The sequence below is a fragment of the Gemmobacter denitrificans genome, assembly GCF_036964905.1.
Classification (GTDB): Bacteria; Pseudomonadota; Alphaproteobacteria; order Rhodobacterales; family Rhodobacteraceae; genus Gemmobacter; species Gemmobacter denitrificans.
Genome location: NZ_JBALHR010000001.1, coordinates 286,024 through 303,150, shown reverse-complemented (window position 1 = coordinate 303,150; position 17,127 = coordinate 286,024). Strand labels below are relative to the sequence as shown.

Below are 17,127 nucleotides of genomic sequence, written 5' to 3'. Positions count from 1 at the left end.
GGGGATAGCGGTTTCGGGCGGGCTTGGAAACCCTTACTCCCGCTCGGCCAGCATCAACCATTCCTCTTCCGCCGCCGCCTGCGCCGCCTGACGTTCGGCCAGCATGTCGGATGCCTTGCGGAATTTCACCGGGTCCTTGCTGAACAGATCGGGATCGGCCAGCAATTCGCCCAGCTTGGCGATTTCGCGCTCCAGCTTGGCGATCAGATCAGGCAGGGCCTCAAGCCGTTTGCGTTCGGTAAAGGACAGACCGTCAGCCTTTTTCACCGGCGCCTCAGCCACGGGTTTCGCGGCGGGGGCTTTGGCGGCGGGGGGGGCATCGGTCACCACTTCGCCCCGTTGGGCCAGATAATCCGTCCAGCCCCCGGCATAGACGGTGGCGCGGCCATGCCCTTCAAGCGCGATGGTCGTGGTGGCCACCCGGTCGATGAAATCGCGGTCATGGCTGACCAGCAGCACCGTGCCATCGTAATCGCCCAGAATATCCTGCAGCAGATCGAGCGTTTCGACATCCAGATCGTTGGTCGGTTCGTCCAGGATCAGCAGGTTCGAATCCTGCGCCATCAGCTTGGCCAACAGCAGCCGGGCCTTTTCGCCCCCCGACAGCGATTTCACCGCCGCCCGGGCCTGCCGTTCGTCGAACAGGAAATCCTTGAGATAGGCCACCACATGCTTGGGCGTGCCGCGCACCATCACCTGATCCGATGCCCCTGATACGGCCATCAGCGGATCGCCGGTCAGGTTTTCCCAAAGGCTGGCCTCGGGGTCCAGCCGGGCGCGGGTCTGATCGAAAACCGCGATCTGCAGATTGGTTCCCAGCGTTACCGTGCCTGCATCCGGGGCCTCTTGCCCGATCAGCATCTTCAGCAGCGTGGTCTTGCCGATCCCGTTCGGGCCGACGAAAGCCACCCGATCGCCGCGCAGCACGCGAATGTCGAAATCCCGCAGGATGGTGGTGTCGCCATAGGCTTTGGACAGGCCCCGCGCCTCGATCACCTTCTTGCCCGAAGTCGGGCCGCTGTCGAGTTCCAGCGCCGCCGTGCCCTGCCGCCGGATCATCGACGACCGTTCCGCCCGCAGCGCCTGCAGCGCGCGCACCCGGCCCTGATTGCGTTTGCGCCGGGCGCTGATGCCTTCAACGGCCCATTTCGCCTCGTGCTTGATCTTGCGTTCCAGCTTGTGGCGGGCCTCGTCCTCTTCAGCCCAGACCTGTTCGCGCCATTCCTCGAACCCGTCAAACCCGGATTCGCGCCGCCGCACGACGCCCCGGTCCACCCAAAGCGTGGCGCGGGTCAGCGCGCGCAAGAAGGCGCGGTCATGGCTGATCAGCACAAAGGCCGTGCGGGTTTCCGACAATTCGCGTTCCAGCCACTGGATCGCCTGAATGTCCAGATGGTTGGTCGGCTCGTCCAGCAGCATCAGTTCCGGCGCTTCGGCCATCAGCTTGGCCAGGGCGGCCCGGCGCTTTTCGCCCCCCGAAGCGGTGGCTACCGGGGTTTCGGGGCGAAATTTCAGCCCCTCGGCCACCACATCCACCTTGTAGCTTTCCTCGGATGGCAGACCGCTGGCCGCATAATCGCCCAAGGTCGCAAAAGCCCATAGGTCGGGGTCCTGTTCCATGTACCCCACGGTCACCCCGGGCGGCACTGTGCGGTTGCCGGTGTCAGATTCGACCAGCCCGGCCATGACCTTCATCAGGGTGGATTTGCCCGAACCGTTGCGCCCGACCAATGCCACCCGGTCACCGGGTTGCACGGTCAGGTCAAGCCCGTCGAACAGGGGATTGCCGCCGAATGTCAGCGAGATGCCGGAAAGCTGGAGAAGGGGTGCGCGTGCCATGCGGCGCGGCTAGCAGCGCCATGGGCCAAGGTCAAGCACAGAGGCAATTCAGCCCCCGGCCACCATCCGCAAGGCCCGGCTGCGCGCAGGCGGAATGGCCGCGATCTCGACCCCGGTAAAGACATGCAGCGTGCCCATCTGCCGGTCGATCACCGCATGATCCGACACCCACCCCCCCATGCCAAGATAGGTGCGCAGCAAGGGCGGCAGCAGCCGGGCCGCCTGCCGCGCATCGGGCACCTGCCCGGCCAAGTCCTGCGCATAGGCATAGGTTTCGGGGGCCTTGGGCTGTGGCGCGCGATCCGGCGGGGCCAGATGATGGGCGGCCAATTGGGCAAAGGCGGGGCGCAAGGGCGCAGGATCGGTGCCGGAAAACGAGGCGCAGCCAAACAGAAGCCCGATGCCCAGATGATCCACCCGGCGCGTCATTGCCCCCCAGGCCAGCCGCAGCACGTCCGGGTCGGTCACCGATGGATGGCAGCAGAACCGCCCCAGTTCCAGCAGCGGGGCCGAAAAACCGGTCAGCCGACCCAGATCGTAGAATTGCCCGGCATAACTGTCAGGCAGCGCCGCTCCAGACCCCAGCGGCAGCAAGCGGTAGCAGCAGACCAGATCGCCGCGCTGGACATCCTCGATCAGCACATGGTCACACAGATCATCAAAGCGGTCGGCATCCACCCCTTCGCGGCCATGGAAACACAAATGTCGCAGCCGCTGCGCCGCAGCCACATCGCCGGTATCTTGCGCCAGCCGCGCCCGATAATGCCCCCGGACCAATGGTTCCACCCCAGCCTCCGCCGATGCTGCCCCCCGCCATGCGGCGGGCATGGCTTGCCGTCAATTCAGGAATTGGCCCGCGTTGAAGCGGCCGAAATTGCGCATGAGCTGGGCGATGATCCCGACACCGCGGATATTGCTGTCGGTCACCCGGCGCGACAGCGTGACGACGCGGCCATCTTCCAGCCCGAAGCGTTCGACATTCTGCACCACGCCCGACTCGGTAAAGGTGACGGCCACGATCTGCCGCTCAATCTCTTGCGGGGCGCGGGCGCCGTAGTGCTTCCAGCGGCTTTGCACATAGAACCAGCCGATATCGTTCAGCAGGCCCTGCGCGGAAGGCCGGCCCACCTTTTCGGCGACCGTTTCGCGGGTATCACTGCCCACCTCGATCTGTGCCAGATCGGTTTCGGCCGGAATGTAGCCGTGGTTGCGATAGATCGGGGCGCAGGCTGCCACGATCAGTGACAGCGCGATCCCGCCCAGCCAGAGCCGGGCACCGGCCAGGGCTCTGATCCGCCGCTCCACCACCGATCTGCCCATATCCATCCTGCCCCATTCCTGCGCCGGAAGCGCGCGGGCCTTGCCTTGGCGGCGATGGCCCCGTATCCCGGTATCAAAATCCGTTGCCGCATCCCCGGCTGATTGCCACGGGCGGTCCTTGACCTTGGCTTACAGAAGGTCGGGCCACTGTTCAAGAAAGGAACGCGTGGATGCAATCCGCCGTTCCCCCGCCAAGGGTGCCCGCCGCATGAGGAAAACATGTCTGACCCGATCCTGAGCCACCCTTTGCGCATCGCAACCCTTGCGGCCCGCAAACCCACCCGCTTCGACCTGGCACCCGATGCCGCGACCCGCGCGGCGCTGGCAGAGGATCTTGGCCTGACAGCGCTGCATAGCCTGCGGTTCAAGGGCGAACTGCGCCCGATGGGGCGGCGCGACTGGGAATTGCTGGCCGATCTGCAGGCCGAGGTGGAACAGCCCTGCACCGTCACGCTTGCGCCGGTGCGCAGCCCGATCCGCGAAACGGTACGGCGGCAATACCTTGCCGAAATGCCCGAACCCGAAGGCGACGAGGTCGAGATCCCCGAAGATGACACGGCGGAATCCCTGCCCGAAATCGTCGATCCCGGTCAGGTCGCGACCGAGGCGCTGATGCTGGCGCTGCCGCTGTATCCGCGGGCCGAAGGCGCATCCCTGGGCGAGGCCGTCTTTGCCGCACCAGGGGTGGCCCCGATGCGCGACGAGGATCTTCGGCCCTTCTCAGCGCTGGCAACCCTTGCGGAACAGCTGGGGAAAGGGCAGAAGGGCGACGGCTGAGCGCAACGGCAGGCGCAGGATTCGGCAGGCGCAGAAAACACTTGCGGCCCGGCGAAATCCCTGTATGTTCCGCGCCCTGCAAACATCGCGGAACCGCTTGGGCCCGAACCGGGCTGAAATGGTGGTTCCCAAAGGAAAATCAGGGGCTTGTCCCCTCACTAACCCGAGGTCGAGACATGGCTGTCCCGCAGAACCGAGTCACCAAATCGCGTCGCAACATGCGCCGTTCGCATGACGCCCTTGTCGCCGGCAACCCGGCGGAATGCCCGAATTGTGGCGAACTGAAGCGCCCGCACCACGTTTGCGGCGCTTGTGGCCATTACGATTCGCGCGAAGTCCTCGCGATGACCAAAGAAGTGGACGTTGACGAGGACGCGGCGTAAGCCGCCTCCTTATCGCCGCTTCCCATGTCGAACGGAATCGAACGTCCGGGTGAAGCGCAGCAGCGCACCGTCATCTCTCTGGATGCCATGGGTGGCGATCGCGGGCCGGCAGCGGTTGTTGCCGGTCTTGTTGATTCTGCCCGCAGCGATGATGCGCTGTCTTTCGTCCTGCATGGCGACGAAACGGTGCTGGCCCCCCTGATCGCCCGTCATCCCGAAATCGCGGGACGCGTGTCGATCCGTCATGCGCCGCGCGTGGTCACCATGGAAGACAAGCCCAGCCAGGTCATGCGCCATGGCCAGGGCACGTCGATGTGGTCCACGATCGAGTCGGTGAAGGAAGGCGAGGCCCGGGTCGCTGTCAGCTGCGGCAATACCGGGGCGCTGATGGCCGTCAGCATGATCCGCCTGCGCAAGCTGCCCGGGGTGAATCGCCCTGCCATCGCCTGCCTCTGGCCATCGCGCAATCCCGGCGGTTTCAACGTGATGCTGGACGTGGGCGCCGACATCAAGGCTGAGGCCGAAGACCTTCTGCAATACGCCACCATGGGCGCTGCCTATGCCCGCAACGGCATGAACCTGCGGCGGCCGCGCGTTGGCTTGCTGAATGTGGGCACCGAAGAACACAAGGGCCGGGCCGAACTGAAGCAGGCGCATGATCTGATGCTGGCGGCGCAAGACGCGGCAGGATTCGATTTCGTCGGTTTTGTCGAAGGCGGCGATATCCCGTCCGACCGGGTGGATGTGATCGTGACCGACGGATTCACCGGCAATATCGCGCTGAAAACCGGTGAAGGCACCGCCAAGCTGATTTCGGATTTCCTGAAAGAGGCCTTCGGCGCGGGGATACTGTCGAGATTCGCGGCCCTTCTGGCGCTGAATTCCCTGAAACGCCTGCAGCGCCGGATCGATCCGCGCCGGGTGAATGGCGGGGTTTTTCTGGGCCTGAATGGCACGGTGGTGAAAAGCCACGGTTCTGCCGATTCGACGGGCGTGGCTGCGGCCATCCGTCTGGCGGCGCAACTGGCCCGGTCGGGCTTCAATGACCGGCTTGCAGCACGGCTTGCATCTGCGGGCCGGGCCGGGCAGGATGCCGCCGTCGAGGGGAGCGGGCAAAAACAATGACAATCCGGGCGGTTGTGAAGGGTGTGGGCCACTATCTGCCCGAGCGGGTGGTGCCGAATTCCGAATTCGAAACCATGATCGATACGTCGGATGAATGGATCCGGTCGCGGTCTGGGATCGAACGGCGGCATTTCGTGGCCGAAGGTCAGACCACATCGGATCTGGCGACAAGGGCGGCCCAGGCCGCGCTGGATATGGCTGGCCTAGAGCCCGACGATATCGACGCGCTGGTTCTGGCCACCTCGACCGCCGATCTTACCTTTCCTTCGGCGGCCACCATGGTTCAGGCCCGGCTGGGCATGACGCGGGGCTTTGCCTTCGATGTTCAGGCAGTTTGCGCCGGTTTCGTCTTTGCACTGGCCAATGCCAATGCGTTGATCCTGTCCGGTCAGGCCAGGCGCGTGCTGGTCATCGGTGCCGAAACCTTTTCGCGGCTGATGGATTGGACCGACCGCGGCACCTGCGTGCTGTTCGGCGACGGGGCTGGTGCGCTGATCCTCGAGGCGCAAGAGGGCAATGGCGATCCGGCGGATCGTGGCATCCTGTCCACCGACCTGAATTCCGACGGGCGGCATCGCGACATCCTGTATGTGGATGGCGGCGTATCCACCGGCACGACTGGGCACCTGCGGATGCAGGGCAAGGAAGTGTTCCGCCATGCTGTTGAAAAGCTGGCAGAAACCGCACACGCCGCCTTGGAAAAGGTGAACCTGTCGGGCGAGGATGTGGACTGGATCGTCCCGCATCAGGCCAATATCCGCATCATCGAAGCCACTGCCAAACGGATGCAGGTGCCGATGGAGCGTGTGATCGTGACGGTGCAGGATCATGGCAATACATCGGCGGCTTCGATCCCGCTGGCTTTGTCGGTCGGGCATGAGCGCGGGCAGATCAAGCCGGGCGATCTGCTGGTGATGGAGGCGATCGGCGGTGGCCTCGCCTGGGGCGCGGTGGTCCTGCGCTGGTAACTGTTCGCTTTCCGGCGACAATTTAGCCGGAAGCGATGTAAAAACCGTCTCAACAACCGCATCCAAGTGGTTGATATTGACTCGAAAACCCATTGCCCCCAATCTGTCCAAAACCCGGGGGGGAATGATGAGCGAAAAGACACTGACCCGCATGGACCTGAGCGAAGCGGTTTTCCGCGAAGTCGGCCTGTCGCGCAATGAATCCGCCGATCTTGTCGAGGCGGTGCTGCAGCATGTTTCCGATGCGCTGGCCGCAGGCGAAACGGTGAAGATTTCTTCCTTCGGCACCTTCTCGGTGCGTGACAAATCTGCCCGTGTCGGACGCAATCCCAAGACTGGGGATGAAGTGCCGATCAGCCCGCGCCGGGTGCTGACCTTCCGCCCATCGCATCTGATGAAGGAACGCGTCGCCAACGGCAAGAAACGCTGATCGCGGCCCGCCCGATGGACAAGTCCCCCGACGCCTTCCGCACCATCAGCGAGGTGGCTGATCTGTTGGAAACGCCGGCGCATGTGCTGCGATTCTGGGAAAGCCGTTTTCCGCAGATCAAGCCGGTCAAGCGTGCCGGGGGACGCCGCTATTACCGGCCTGCCGATGTGGCCCTGCTGACCGGCATCCGCAAATTGCTGCACGATGAAGGGATGACCATCCGCGGCGTGCAGAAAATCCTGCGGGAACAAGGTGTTCGCCATGTTGCCGGGCTGTCTGGCGACGATGTCGATCCCGATCTTGATGACATGGCCGAAGCCATCGGCAGTGCCGATCTGTCATCATCGGACGGCGCGGAAGTTGTAGCCATCGTCGATTGGGTGGAAAAGGGCGCCATCACCGAAAGCCTGCAACGCAGCCGCGCCCAGGACCCTGCCCGGACCGAGACATCCCCGCAGCAAGGATCGCTGTTTGATCTGCCGGTGGAACACCCGGCGCCCGTCATGGCCCCCGTTCCTACGCCATCGCAGATCGAAGCCATGGGACCGGCATCGGGCCATACCCTCTCTGCACCGCCGAGCGCAGACCCTGGTACGCAGGGTGACCTGGCTGAACCAGAGGTGCAGGCGCAGCGATCTGACCCTTTGCCCAAGCCTTTGCCAGAGGTGATGGCGACGGCTGACCCCGCAGCGGCTGAAGGTGAAGCTGAGGCGGCAAACGACCCGCAAACATCTGCCGCCGCCGCACCTGCCGTGCCGGAAAAAACCGTCGAACAGCCCGCCGCCGAGATGGAAAACGAATCGGAACTGGGGTTGCGGCTCTGCGATCAGCCCTGGTTGCCCTCGCTCTTGCGTGCGCTTGCGCCGGATCAACGCGCCAGCCGCGCTGTTGCGCTGGCAGCACTGTTGCCCCGCCTGCAAGCGTTGCAAGACCGCATGCAAGGGGCGCGCAAAACCCGCAACGGATAATTTGCGCAGATGCGTTTTGTCGCTTGCCCCTGCCGGAATTATCGTTATGTATCCGCCCTGTCGGGCCGTGGCGCAGCCTGGTTAGCGCGTCCGTCTGGGGGGCGGAAGGTCGTGAGTTCGAATCTCACCGGCCCGACCAAATCGAAAACCGCCCGCCCTTGGCAACAAGGTGCGGGCGTTTTCATAACCGAAGAAAGGCGCTTCAGGTGACCGGAGTTCTGCCCGCACAAGCCCTGCGCCAGATGATACACAGCGGCGCAATTTCCGCAGAACCGACAATCCTGCCTGCACAAATTCAACCCGCCAGCCTTGATCTGCGGTTGGGTGCGGTGGCTTATCGTGTCCGCGCGTCCTTTCTGGCCGGTCAGGGCCGCAGCGTCAAAGACCGCATCGCCGAATTCGAAATGCACCGGATGGACCTGACCGCCGGGGCCGTTCTGGAAAAGGGCTGCGTCTATGTCATCCCGCTGATGGAACATCTGGCATTGCCGACAGGTGTTACCGCCGTGGCCAATGCCAAAAGCTCGACCGGGCGCCTGGATCTGCTGACCCGCACCATCACCGATGGCGGGGTCGAATTTGACCGGATTCCGGAAGGCTATACCGGCCCGCTTTACGCCGAGGTCTGCCCGCGCAGCTTTTCGGTGCTGGCCCGTGCGGGCCAACGGTTGAACCAGATCCGGTTCCGGCAGGGGCAGGCTCTGTTGTCCGATGCCGAATTGTCGGCGCTGCATGCCGCCGACCCGTTGGTCAGCGGCCCTGCGGTAATTTCGGAAGGCCTGGGCTTTTCGGTCGATCTGCGCCCCTCAGCGGGCGATCTGGTAGGCTATCGCGCCAAGCCGCATACCGGGGTGATCGATCTTGATCTGATCGGGCATTATCCGGCGGCGGAGTTCTGGGAGGAAATCCGCACCAATGATGGCCGCATCATTCTGGACCCTGGTGCCTTCTACATTCTGGTCAGCCGCGAAGCCGTGACGATCCCGCCCGATTATGCCGCCGAAATGGCCCCCTACCTGGCGATGGTGGGCGAGTTTCGGGTGCATTATGCCGGGTTCTTCGATCCGGGCTTTGGCCATGATGCGGCGGGCGGGCATGGGTCGCGTGGCGTGCTGGAGGTCCGCTGCCACGAAGCGCCCTTCGTTCTGGAACATGGGCAGGTTGTGGGGCGGCTGGTCTATGAACGTATGCAAAGCCGCCCGGAAACCCTGTATGGTGCCGGAATCGCGTCAAACTATCAGGGTCAGGGCCTGAAACTGGCCAAGCACTTCCGCTGAGTTCACAGCCGCCGGATGAACTTCGTCGCCTGCTTGGCGCGGCGTGTCATCGCTGCGGCCTGATCGGCTTGGGTACGCTCGGCCGGTGTCATGGTCTTGCGATCGGGTTTCGGTCCGACCATACGGTCGATCCCCAGCTTCATCGCGCGGCCAATCATCCGGCTGACAACCCTATTGAACAGCATCTGGAACAGGCGTTGCAGGTCCATCTCAATCCTCAAACAATTCGGTCTGGCCCGAGGGATCTTCGTCATCCTCATCGGGTTTGCCCATGCTGCCAGGCAGTGGCCGGTTGTCCAGCAGGCCCGCCGCGCGCAGGTCTTTCAGCCCCGGAAGGTCGCGCGCTGATTCCAGCCCGAAGTGATCAAGGAAGCCTTCCGTCACCACAAAGGTAACCGGGCGGCCCGGGGTCATGCGGCGGCGTCCGAACCGGATCCATTCCATTTCCAGCAATTGGTCGATGGTGCCCCGGCTGACGGCAACGCCCCGGATTTCTTCGATCTCGGCCCGGGTGACCGGCTGGTGATAGGCGATGATGGCCAGCGTTTCGATGGCCGCCCGGCTGAGCTTGCGGGTTTCCACCACCTCGGTCTGCATCAGGAAACCCAGATCGGGCGCGGTGCGAAAGGCCCAGCCATCCCCCACCCGCACCACCCGGACGCCCCGCCCTTCATAGCGGCGGCGCAGATAGGCCAGCGCCTCGGCGGCATCGCAGCCATGCGGCAGCCGCGCGCCCAGTTGCGCCACGCTCAGCGGTTCGGCACTGGCAAAAAGAATGGCCTCGACCATCCGTTCCTGTTCGGCAATCGGCGGGGCCTCGAACAGGCTTTGTTCGCGCGGATCACTCATTCGGGGACCTTCTGGCGGATCTGGATCGGGGCGAAGGTTTCGCTTTGGCGCAGATCGATCTGGCCGCGCTTGGCCATTTCCAGCACAGCGGCAAAATGGGCCGCCAATGATGATCGCCGCCGCATCGGATTGGTGTCCCACCCTTCGGGCAGCCAGCTTTGCAGATCGGTCCAGCTGGCGGCATAGCCGATCATGCCGCGCAGACGCTCCAGCGCCTGTTCCATGGTATAGACATGATGGCGGTCCATCACGAAGGGGCGGAATTCATCCTTGGTGCGGATGCGGGCATAGGCGCGCATCAGATCGATCAGGCTGGCGGTATAGGTGATGCGCCGGGCGCGTTCGATTTCTTCCCGATGCCCCCGCACAAAGAAATCGCGCCCTTTCTGATCGCGTGCCATCAACCGGGCTGCAGCTTCACGCATGGCTTGCAGACGTTCCAGCTGAAAGGCCAGATGGGCGGCCAGTTCCTCGGCGCTCGGGCCTTCCTCGGTCGGGTCCGGGGGCAGAAGAAGGCGGGATTTCAGATAGGCCAGCCAAGCCGCCATCACCAGATAATCCGCCGCAAGTTCGATCCGCAAGGCTTTGGCCTTGTTCACAAAACCCAGATACTGCTCTGCCAGTTGCAGCACCGATATGCGCCGCAAATCCACCTTCTGGGTGCGCGACAGCGTCAGCAGCAGGTCCAGCGGCCCTTCAAACCCGTCCACATCGACGATCAGCGCCTCGGCGGCCAGCCGGTCGCTGACTGTTTGCCGGGGATCGCTGTCGCCCCACAGATCAGACATGCGCCGCGCCCAGAAGCGCATCATGTTCGGCACGCAGCGCGACAAGATCGGCGGGTTCGGGGGCATGGCGCGCGGCCAAGGCTTTTGCGGCACGGGCCATGGCCTCGGCCCCCATTTGGCCCGCCGCTGCAGCCACCTGCTGCATTTCGGCCAGATCGCCCTTGCAATGCAGTGCAATGTCACAGCCCGCCGCAATGGCCCGCGCCGCCCGCTCTGCCAATGTGCCCGACAGGGCCTGCATGTTGAGATCATCGCTCATCAACAGACCATGAAAGCCGATGTCCTCGCGGATCAACCGGATCATCTGGGGCGAACAGGTCGCAGGCGCGCTGTCATAGGCGGAGAATACGATATGCGCCGTCATGGCCATCGGCAGATCGGCCAGCGCCCGGAATGGCGCGAAATCGGTGGCTTGCAGGGTATCAGCGTCCGCGCTGACCGTGGGCAGATCGTGATGCGTGTCGCCCGTGGCCCGCCCGTGGCCAGGCAGGTGTTTCATCACCGGAAGAACCCCGCCCGCCAGATGGCCATCTGCCGTCGCCCGACCCAGGTCCGCCACGATTGCGGGCGCCTCGCCATAGCAGCGATTGCGCAGGAAGGTATGGGTCTGATCGGTTGCCAGATCCAGACAGGGGGCGCAGTTGCCATCAATGCCAGCATCGCGCAATTCTGCGGCGATCAATCGGGCCCGCAGCCACATCATGCGCGCCGCATTGGCCCCGGCCCGCGCCACCGCCTCCAGCGGCGGCAGCCATTCGGCCCAATGCGGGGCACGCAGCCGCTGCACCCGCCCGCCTTCCTGATCGACCAGGATAGGGGCATCGCGGCCCACCGCATCCCGCAATGCAGCGGTCAAGCGGCGCAATTGATCCGGGTTTTCGACATTCCGGGCGAACAGAATGAACCCGAACGGATCGGCGTCACGGAAAAAGGCGGCTTCATCGGCGGCGAGGTCTGCGCCCGAACAACCGAAGATGGTGGCACCCTGCCCCAAGCTCATCGCAGCGCCACCGGAATGCATTCCGGCCCTTCGGTGGTGATGGCAGAACAGAAGCGGCGGGCATCGGCCTCATCGCTGAACCCATGGGCGCGCAGGCGATAGAAGGTGCGGCCCCCGCTTTCAGCGGACTGGATCACCCTGCCCTTGCCCGTCAGCAATTCGCCGAACTGACCCGCCAGCTTGTCCCAATGCGCGCGCGCTTCATCGGCGGTATCAAACGCGCCGAACTGCACCAGACGTGTTCCGGGGGAAAGCGTAGTCGGATCAATTTCGGTGGTTGCCAGGGCGAGCGCCGCGGCCACACCATCCGGGGCCGCGGCCACACTGCGCCCACCCGGGCGCGGCGCGGGGCGCAGCGATTTGCCAATGCCGCCCGGCACAACCGGGGCGTCGATCACCGGCTCTGGCGTGGGTGCAGCCACGACAGGGGCCAGCGGGGTCGCCCCATTGGCCAGCGCATCCGCCAGCGCCTGCGCAGCCGCCACCGGATCAGCAGCGGGGGCAGCCTCTGGTTCAACCGGTTCAACAGACAGGCTGGTGGGCGGAGCAAAACCGGGGGCCGTTTCCGCGAGTGAAGGTCCATCGGCTGCCGGGCCTGGGGTCGGGGCTACGAAAAGCGGGTCCGGCAAGGCATCAGGGGCGGGCACGATGGGCTGTGCGGCGGGGCTGTCAGTCGGGGTGACCAGCGCCGCGGGCGGCTCCGGTGCCAGACCCGGCGTATCTTCAACGGCCAGTTCATCGGGCCGGGGCGCCAATGCGATCTGATCGGGCAAGGGGGTGGCAACACCAACCGCCGCCACATCATTGACCGAAAGCCCCTGATGCGCCGCCACCTCGCCGCCCGGATTTTCCGGCGCGATCCGCATTGGCCCCGGTTCGGCCTTGATGACCGGGATACCATGCAGGCTGCGCATGGCGTTCTGATAGGCCCAATGCCCGCCAGCCGCCAGCAGGCCCAGCGAGATTGCCGCCCCTGCCAGCATCGGCAACCGGCTGGGCCGCCGCGCCGGCGCAGGGGGTTCATACCCGGTGTCGAGTTCGTCGAAATTCACGTCCGCCATGCCCGCATGCCTCATGCGCGGGGCTTGCGTCCCGCGCTTTGCCTGTTTCCCGGTCGGGCGCCTGTTTTCAGCGCATTTCCTCGACCGGCGTGACACCCAAGATAGCAAGACCGGCGCAAATCACAACGCTTACAGCGCGGGCAAGGCCGATTTTTGCCTGTGTGACGCTGGTATCCTCCTGCACGAAACGCAAGCCGGGCTCATCATTGCCACGGTTCCACAGGCCATGCAGATCAGAGGCCAGTTCATAGAGATAGAAGGCCACGCGATGCGGTTCATTGCCCTTGGCCGCGATTTCAACCAGACGCGGCCATTCCGCGATCTTGCCCATCAGCGCAAGTTCGGCCGGATGGTTCAGAACGGACAGATCGGCAGTGGCCAAGGTGGCGTCATCCACCGACACCCCGGCCGCTCTGGCCTTGCGCAGGACCGAATTGATCCGGGCATTGGCATATTGCACATAAAAGACCGGGTTGTCCTTCGACTGTTCCATCACCTTGTCAAAGTCGAAATCCAGCGCCATGTCGTTCTTGCGCGTCAGCATGACAAAGCGGGTCACATCGGCGCCAACTTCCTCGACCACATCGCGCAGGGTGACAAAGGTGCCCGCACGCTTGGACATCTTGAAGGGCTCGCCATTCTTGAACAGCTTGACCAGCTGGATCAGCTTGATGTCCAGCGGCACGCGCCCCCCCGAAAGCGCCGAGACGGCGGCCTTCATGCGCTTGACATAGCCGCCATGATCAGCGCCGAAAATGTCGATCAGCTGATCAAAGCCGCGCTGCACCTTGTTGTAATGATAGGCAATATCTGGCGCGAAATAGGTCCAGCTGCCATCCGATTTCATCACCGGGCGGTCCACGTCATCGCCATGCGCGGTGGAGCGGAACAGGGTCTGCTCGCGCGGTTCCCAATCTTCGGGGGTCTTGCCCTTCGGCGGTTCCAGCACGCCATCATAGATCAGGTCCATGCCGCGCAGCGTTTCGATCGCAGCCTCGATCTGGCCAGTGCCATAGAGCGCCTTTTCGCTGGAATAGACATCCATCCGCACGCCAAGCGCGGCCAGATCCTCCCGGATCATGGCCATCATCGCATCGGTCGCGAAGTCGCGCACCTCATCCAGCCAGACGGATTCCGGCTGGTCGAGCAGAGTGGTGCCGTATTTTGTCTTCAGCGCCTCGCCCACCGGGATCAGGTAATCGCCCGGATACAGACCTTCGCGGATTTCCGGTTCCAGACCATTGGCCTCGCGGTAGCGTTCAAAGGCGCTGCGCGCCAGAACATCGACCTGTGCGCCACCATCGTTGATGTAATATTCGCGGGTAACGTTCCATCCCGCAAAGGCCAGCAGATTGGCCAGCGCGTCACCCACCACGGCACCGCGCACATGGCCCACATGCATCGGGCCGGTGGGATTGGCGGATACGAATTCGACATTCACCTTCTGGCCTGCGCCGATGTCGGACCGACCAAAATCGGTGCCCGTCTGCAGGACAGTGCGCACCAGACCCTGCCAGACACCGGGATTGAGGCGCAGGTTCAGGAACCCGGGGCCAGCCACTTCGGCGCTGGCAATGCGGGGATCGGCGGCCAGGCGGGCGGCCAGCGCCTCGGCAATCACGCGCGGCGCAAGGCCCGCGGGCTTGGCCAGCACCATGGCCGCATTGGTTGCCATGTCGCCATGGGCCGGGTCGCGCGGCGGCTCTACCGCCACAGCGGCAGTTTCAAGCCCGGCGGGCAATTGCCCTGCCGCTTCCATCGCGCCCAGTTCGGCGATCACAAGCGCGCGCAATTCGGTGAAAAGGTTCATCACATCCGTCCTTCCTGACCCTCCGGCTCATGCCAGAGGGCGGAAGGCGGGTCAAGTTCAGCCCGCTTTCGGCCCGGGTCTTGTCAGGAAATGCAGGGCGAGAACGGCGGCGCACAGGCCCCAGACCGGCCAGGGCGTCAGCCCCAGCACCGCCACGCCGGCCCCATAGCGCAGCGGATCGACAAAGGCCAAGGCGGGCAGGCAGAGAACCAGCAGAACGGCAAGCGGGCGGATCGCGCGGTTCAGCAGGTCGATCTTTGCGGGAAGGGGCTGGTCTTCCAGCCCCTCGGTCAGCAGGGCGGCAACCCGGCGCAGGCGTGCGGGATCGGGCAACATGGTCATCCCCAACGGGCGGTTCGGGCGCGGTGCTGCGCCTCTGTCAGGTGAAAATGCGGGCTGATGAATTCCTCGGCCCGGACGATCCAGCCCCCTTTGCCACCATCGCGGCGGCGGGCATATTTGCGGCTGGCCGGACGGGCATCCGCCAGACCGTAATAATAATCCCGCCGCGCCACCCCATAGGCATCAGCCAGCGTGCCGGGCATGGCTTCAGCCGCCTGTGCTGCGGCCAGCGCCGTCTTGGGCCCGATCACCCCGTCGGCAACAAGCGGCCAGCCCAGATCGGTCAGCAAACGCTGCAGGATCTTCACGGCATTGGCCCCCGCATTGACATACATGTCAAAGACCGAGGCCTGCAGGCAGCGGGGCAACCGATCAATCCCCGGCTTTTCAAAATAGTCGCGCAGGAAGATTTCAACCGCCTGGTCCCGGGTCAGGCGCTTGACATCATCAATCCCCACACGGCCATCGCCGGTCAGATCCAGCGCCAGACGGCGCATGGTATGGATGGTGACCCCGTAATTCGTGGCCCCGCCGGGATCAGCGGGATCGTTCACATAGCCGCCTTCGCGGGCAACGATTTCGCGGGCAATATCGCGCGGATGTTTCATGGCCAGACCCCCGGTTGCTTTGGGGGTCAGGCTGGCTTGCCAGGGTTAATTCAGCGCCAATCAGCCGTTCGGTGCGCCCGGATCCTTGTAAACACCCTGTTCCTTCAAGGCTTCCATGACCTCTTTCGGCATATAGGTTTCATCATGCTTGGCCAGGATTTCCGAAGCGACAAAAGTGCCATCCTGCATCTGACCAGTGCCAATCATGCCCTGACCTTCGCTGAACAGATCGGGCAACACGCCGGTAAAGGCGACCGGGATCACCTCCGCCCCATCGGTCACGTTGAAGGTGATGGTTTCCCCCTGCCCGCGCTTGATGCTGCCGGGTTCTACCAACCCGCCCAGACGGAACACCTCGCCCGGGGCGGGCGGTTCGGCAATCACTTCCGCGGGGGCCCGGAACAGGTTGATGCCATCGCGCATGGCGTAACCGATCAGCGCCGTGGAACCCACCAGCAACACAAAGGCCAGCAGGATGATCTGGATGCGGCGGGTTTTCTTCAAGCCTTTCAGACCTGACATCTGGGTTCTCCTTCGCGCGGCGGGATCAGGGGAAGGTGGCCACCCCCATCAACCCTTCGGTTTCCTCCAGCCCCAGCATCAGATTGGCATTCTGCAGGGCCTGACCGGACGATCCCTTGCACAGGTTGTCCAGCGTGGCCACCACCAGGGTCCGGCCCGGGATGCGGTCGCCCACCACCCCGATATGGCAGAAGTTGGAGCCCCGCACATCGCGCGACGAGGGGAGTGCGCCGAAAGGTAGCACCTCGATGAACGGCTCCAGCGCATAGCGCGCCTCCAGCGTGGACCAGATGGTCCGCGCATCGCCCTTCACATAGACGCTGGCCAGAATGCCCCGGTTCATCGGGGCCAGATGCGGGGTGAATTGCACAAGCACGGGCCGCCCGGCGATCTTGCTGAATTCCTGATCGAATTCACCCAGATGCCGATGCTTGCCACCGGCAGAATAGGCATGGGTGCCCTCTGACAATTCGGCATGCAGCAGGTTTTCCTTGAGCGACCGACCGGCACCGGAAACCCCGCATTTCAGATCGAGCAGGATATCATCCAGATCGATGCAGCCCGCCTCGATCAGCGGACGCAGGGCATATTGGCCGGTAGCAGCATTGCAGCCCGTTCCCGCCACCAGACGCCCCGCCCGAATGTCTTCGCGGTAAAATTCGGTCAGGCCATAGACCGCCTCGGCCTGCAGATCGGGCGCGGCATGGGGTTGGCCATACCATTTTTCATACTCCGCCACGTCGCGCAGCCGGAAATCGGCGGAAAGATCCACGATCTTGAGATCACGCGGTAATTCCTTGATCACGGCCTGGCTGGTGGCATGCGGCAAGGCGCAGAAGGCCAGATCGACCTTGGCAAAATCGATCTCGTCGATCTTGCACAGTTTCGGCAGGTCAAGGTGGCGCAGAAAGGGGAAGACCTCGGCCATCGCCATGCCAGCCTTGCGGTCTCCCGACAGGGCCACGATCTGCAGGCGCGGATGGGTGGCGATCAGGCGGACCAGTTCGGCACCCGTGTAGCCCGATGCCCCGAGGATTGCGATGCGCTTCTTCATGTCCCG

20 protein-coding genes and 1 tRNA gene are annotated in these 17,127 nt (G+C 64.1%); 8 read left to right on the top strand and 13 right to left on the bottom strand.

What is annotated here, in order from left to right; genetic code table 11:
• Positions 1-33: 33 nt before the first annotated feature.
• The 3 genes from V6590_RS01485 to V6590_RS01475 are packed head-to-tail and all read right to left on the bottom strand — an operon-like array spanning position 34 to position 3,159.
• Positions 34-1,839, bottom strand: a complete 1,806-nt coding sequence (locus V6590_RS01485; RefSeq protein WP_335418476.1) for an ABC-F family ATP-binding cassette domain-containing protein — start codon at positions 1,837-1,839, stop codon at positions 34-36.
• A gap of 48 nt (positions 1,840-1,887) precedes the next feature.
• Positions 1,888-2,625: a GNAT family N-acetyltransferase gene (locus tag V6590_RS01480; protein WP_335418473.1), complete on the bottom strand. Its 738-nt coding sequence runs from the start codon at positions 2,623-2,625 to the stop codon at positions 1,888-1,890.
• 51 nt (positions 2,626-2,676) lie between these two features.
• Complete coding sequence (locus V6590_RS01475) at positions 2,677-3,159, bottom strand: outer membrane protein assembly factor BamE (protein ID WP_434063220.1); 483 nt, start codon at positions 3,157-3,159, stop codon at positions 2,677-2,679.
• Positions 3,160-3,378: 219 nt separating this feature from the next.
• Between V6590_RS01475 and V6590_RS01470 the strand changes: the two genes are divergently transcribed.
• From V6590_RS01470 to V6590_RS01435, 8 genes are all read left to right on the top strand, one after another.
• Positions 3,379-3,936, top strand: a complete 558-nt coding sequence (locus V6590_RS01470) for a YceD family protein (protein ID WP_335418467.1) — start codon at positions 3,379-3,381, stop codon at positions 3,934-3,936.
• A gap of 176 nt (positions 3,937-4,112) precedes the next feature.
• Positions 4,113-4,319, top strand: a complete 207-nt coding sequence (rpmF, locus tag V6590_RS01465) for a 50S ribosomal protein L32 (protein ID WP_335418464.1) — start codon at positions 4,113-4,115, stop codon at positions 4,317-4,319.
• 24 nt (positions 4,320-4,343) lie between these two features.
• A complete protein-coding gene (gene plsX, locus V6590_RS01460) occupies positions 4,344-5,444 on the top strand; it encodes a phosphate acyltransferase PlsX (RefSeq protein ID WP_335418460.1) in 1,101 nt (366 codons plus the stop codon).
• A complete protein-coding gene (locus V6590_RS01455; protein WP_335418457.1) occupies positions 5,441-6,412 on the top strand; it encodes a beta-ketoacyl-ACP synthase III in 972 nt (323 codons plus the stop codon). The genes plsX and V6590_RS01455 overlap by 4 nt, the downstream gene beginning before the upstream one ends.
• 127 nt (positions 6,413-6,539) lie before the next feature.
• Positions 6,540-6,842: an integration host factor subunit alpha gene (gene ihfA, locus V6590_RS01450; RefSeq protein WP_335418454.1), complete on the top strand. Its 303-nt coding sequence runs from the start codon at positions 6,540-6,542 to the stop codon at positions 6,840-6,842.
• 14 nt (positions 6,843-6,856) lie between these two features.
• Complete coding sequence (locus V6590_RS01445; protein WP_335418451.1) at positions 6,857-7,810, top strand: MerR family transcriptional regulator; 954 nt, start codon at positions 6,857-6,859, stop codon at positions 7,808-7,810.
• A gap of 61 nt (positions 7,811-7,871) precedes the next feature.
• Positions 7,872-7,949: transfer RNA gene (locus tag V6590_RS01440), tRNA-Pro, on the top strand.
• 67 nt (positions 7,950-8,016) lie between these two features.
• Positions 8,017-9,087, top strand: a complete 1,071-nt coding sequence (locus tag V6590_RS01435) for a 2'-deoxycytidine 5'-triphosphate deaminase (RefSeq protein ID WP_335418448.1) — start codon at positions 8,017-8,019, stop codon at positions 9,085-9,087.
• A 2-nt stretch (positions 9,088-9,089) separates the two neighbouring features.
• On the opposite strand, the gene V6590_RS01430 is transcribed toward V6590_RS01435, so the two are convergent.
• The 10 genes from V6590_RS01430 to argC form a co-directional block, all read right to left on the bottom strand.
• Positions 9,090-9,296 (bottom strand): hypothetical protein, encoded by a 207-nt coding sequence (locus V6590_RS01430; protein WP_335418445.1) that lies wholly within the window; start codon positions 9,294-9,296, stop codon positions 9,090-9,092.
• Between the two features lies 1 nt (position 9,297).
• On the bottom strand, positions 9,298-9,936 hold the full coding sequence (scpB, locus tag V6590_RS01425) for an SMC-Scp complex subunit ScpB (protein WP_335418442.1): 639 nt from the start codon (positions 9,934-9,936) through the stop codon (positions 9,298-9,300).
• Entirely contained in the window at positions 9,933-10,724 is a 792-nt protein-coding gene (locus V6590_RS01420; RefSeq protein ID WP_335418439.1) for a segregation and condensation protein A, read from the bottom strand. Before V6590_RS01420 ends, scpB begins: the two co-directional genes overlap by 4 nt.
• Entirely contained in the window at positions 10,717-11,724 is a 1,008-nt protein-coding gene (nagZ, locus tag V6590_RS01415; protein ID WP_335418436.1) for a beta-N-acetylhexosaminidase, read from the bottom strand. Before nagZ ends, V6590_RS01420 begins: the two co-directional genes overlap by 8 nt.
• Positions 11,721-12,785: an SPOR domain-containing protein gene (locus V6590_RS01410; protein ID WP_335418433.1), complete on the bottom strand. Its 1,065-nt coding sequence runs from the start codon at positions 12,783-12,785 to the stop codon at positions 11,721-11,723. Before V6590_RS01410 ends, nagZ begins: the two co-directional genes overlap by 4 nt.
• A gap of 67 nt (positions 12,786-12,852) precedes the next feature.
• Positions 12,853-14,595: an arginine--tRNA ligase gene (gene argS, locus V6590_RS01405; RefSeq protein ID WP_335418430.1), complete on the bottom strand. Its 1,743-nt coding sequence runs from the start codon at positions 14,593-14,595 to the stop codon at positions 12,853-12,855.
• 57 nt (positions 14,596-14,652) lie between these two features.
• The gene (locus V6590_RS01400; protein WP_335418427.1) at positions 14,653-14,931 is read right to left on the bottom strand and encodes a hypothetical protein; all 279 of its coding nucleotides are present in this window, start codon (positions 14,929-14,931) and stop codon (positions 14,653-14,655) included.
• 2 nt (positions 14,932-14,933) lie between these two features.
• Positions 14,934-15,545 (bottom strand): holin-associated N-acetylmuramidase, encoded by a 612-nt coding sequence (locus V6590_RS01395; protein ID WP_335418424.1) that lies wholly within the window; start codon positions 15,543-15,545, stop codon positions 14,934-14,936.
• A 60-nt stretch (positions 15,546-15,605) separates the two neighbouring features.
• Positions 15,606-16,058 carry a cytochrome c maturation protein CcmE gene (gene ccmE, locus V6590_RS01390; RefSeq protein WP_335419351.1) on the bottom strand — a complete coding sequence of 151 codons (453 nt, stop codon included), beginning with the start codon at positions 16,056-16,058 and terminating at the stop codon, positions 15,606-15,608.
• Between the two features lie 34 nt (positions 16,059-16,092).
• On the bottom strand, positions 16,093-17,121 hold the full coding sequence (argC, locus tag V6590_RS01385) for an N-acetyl-gamma-glutamyl-phosphate reductase (protein ID WP_335418421.1): 1,029 nt from the start codon (positions 17,119-17,121) through the stop codon (positions 16,093-16,095).
• Positions 17,122-17,127: the final 6 nt, after the last annotated feature.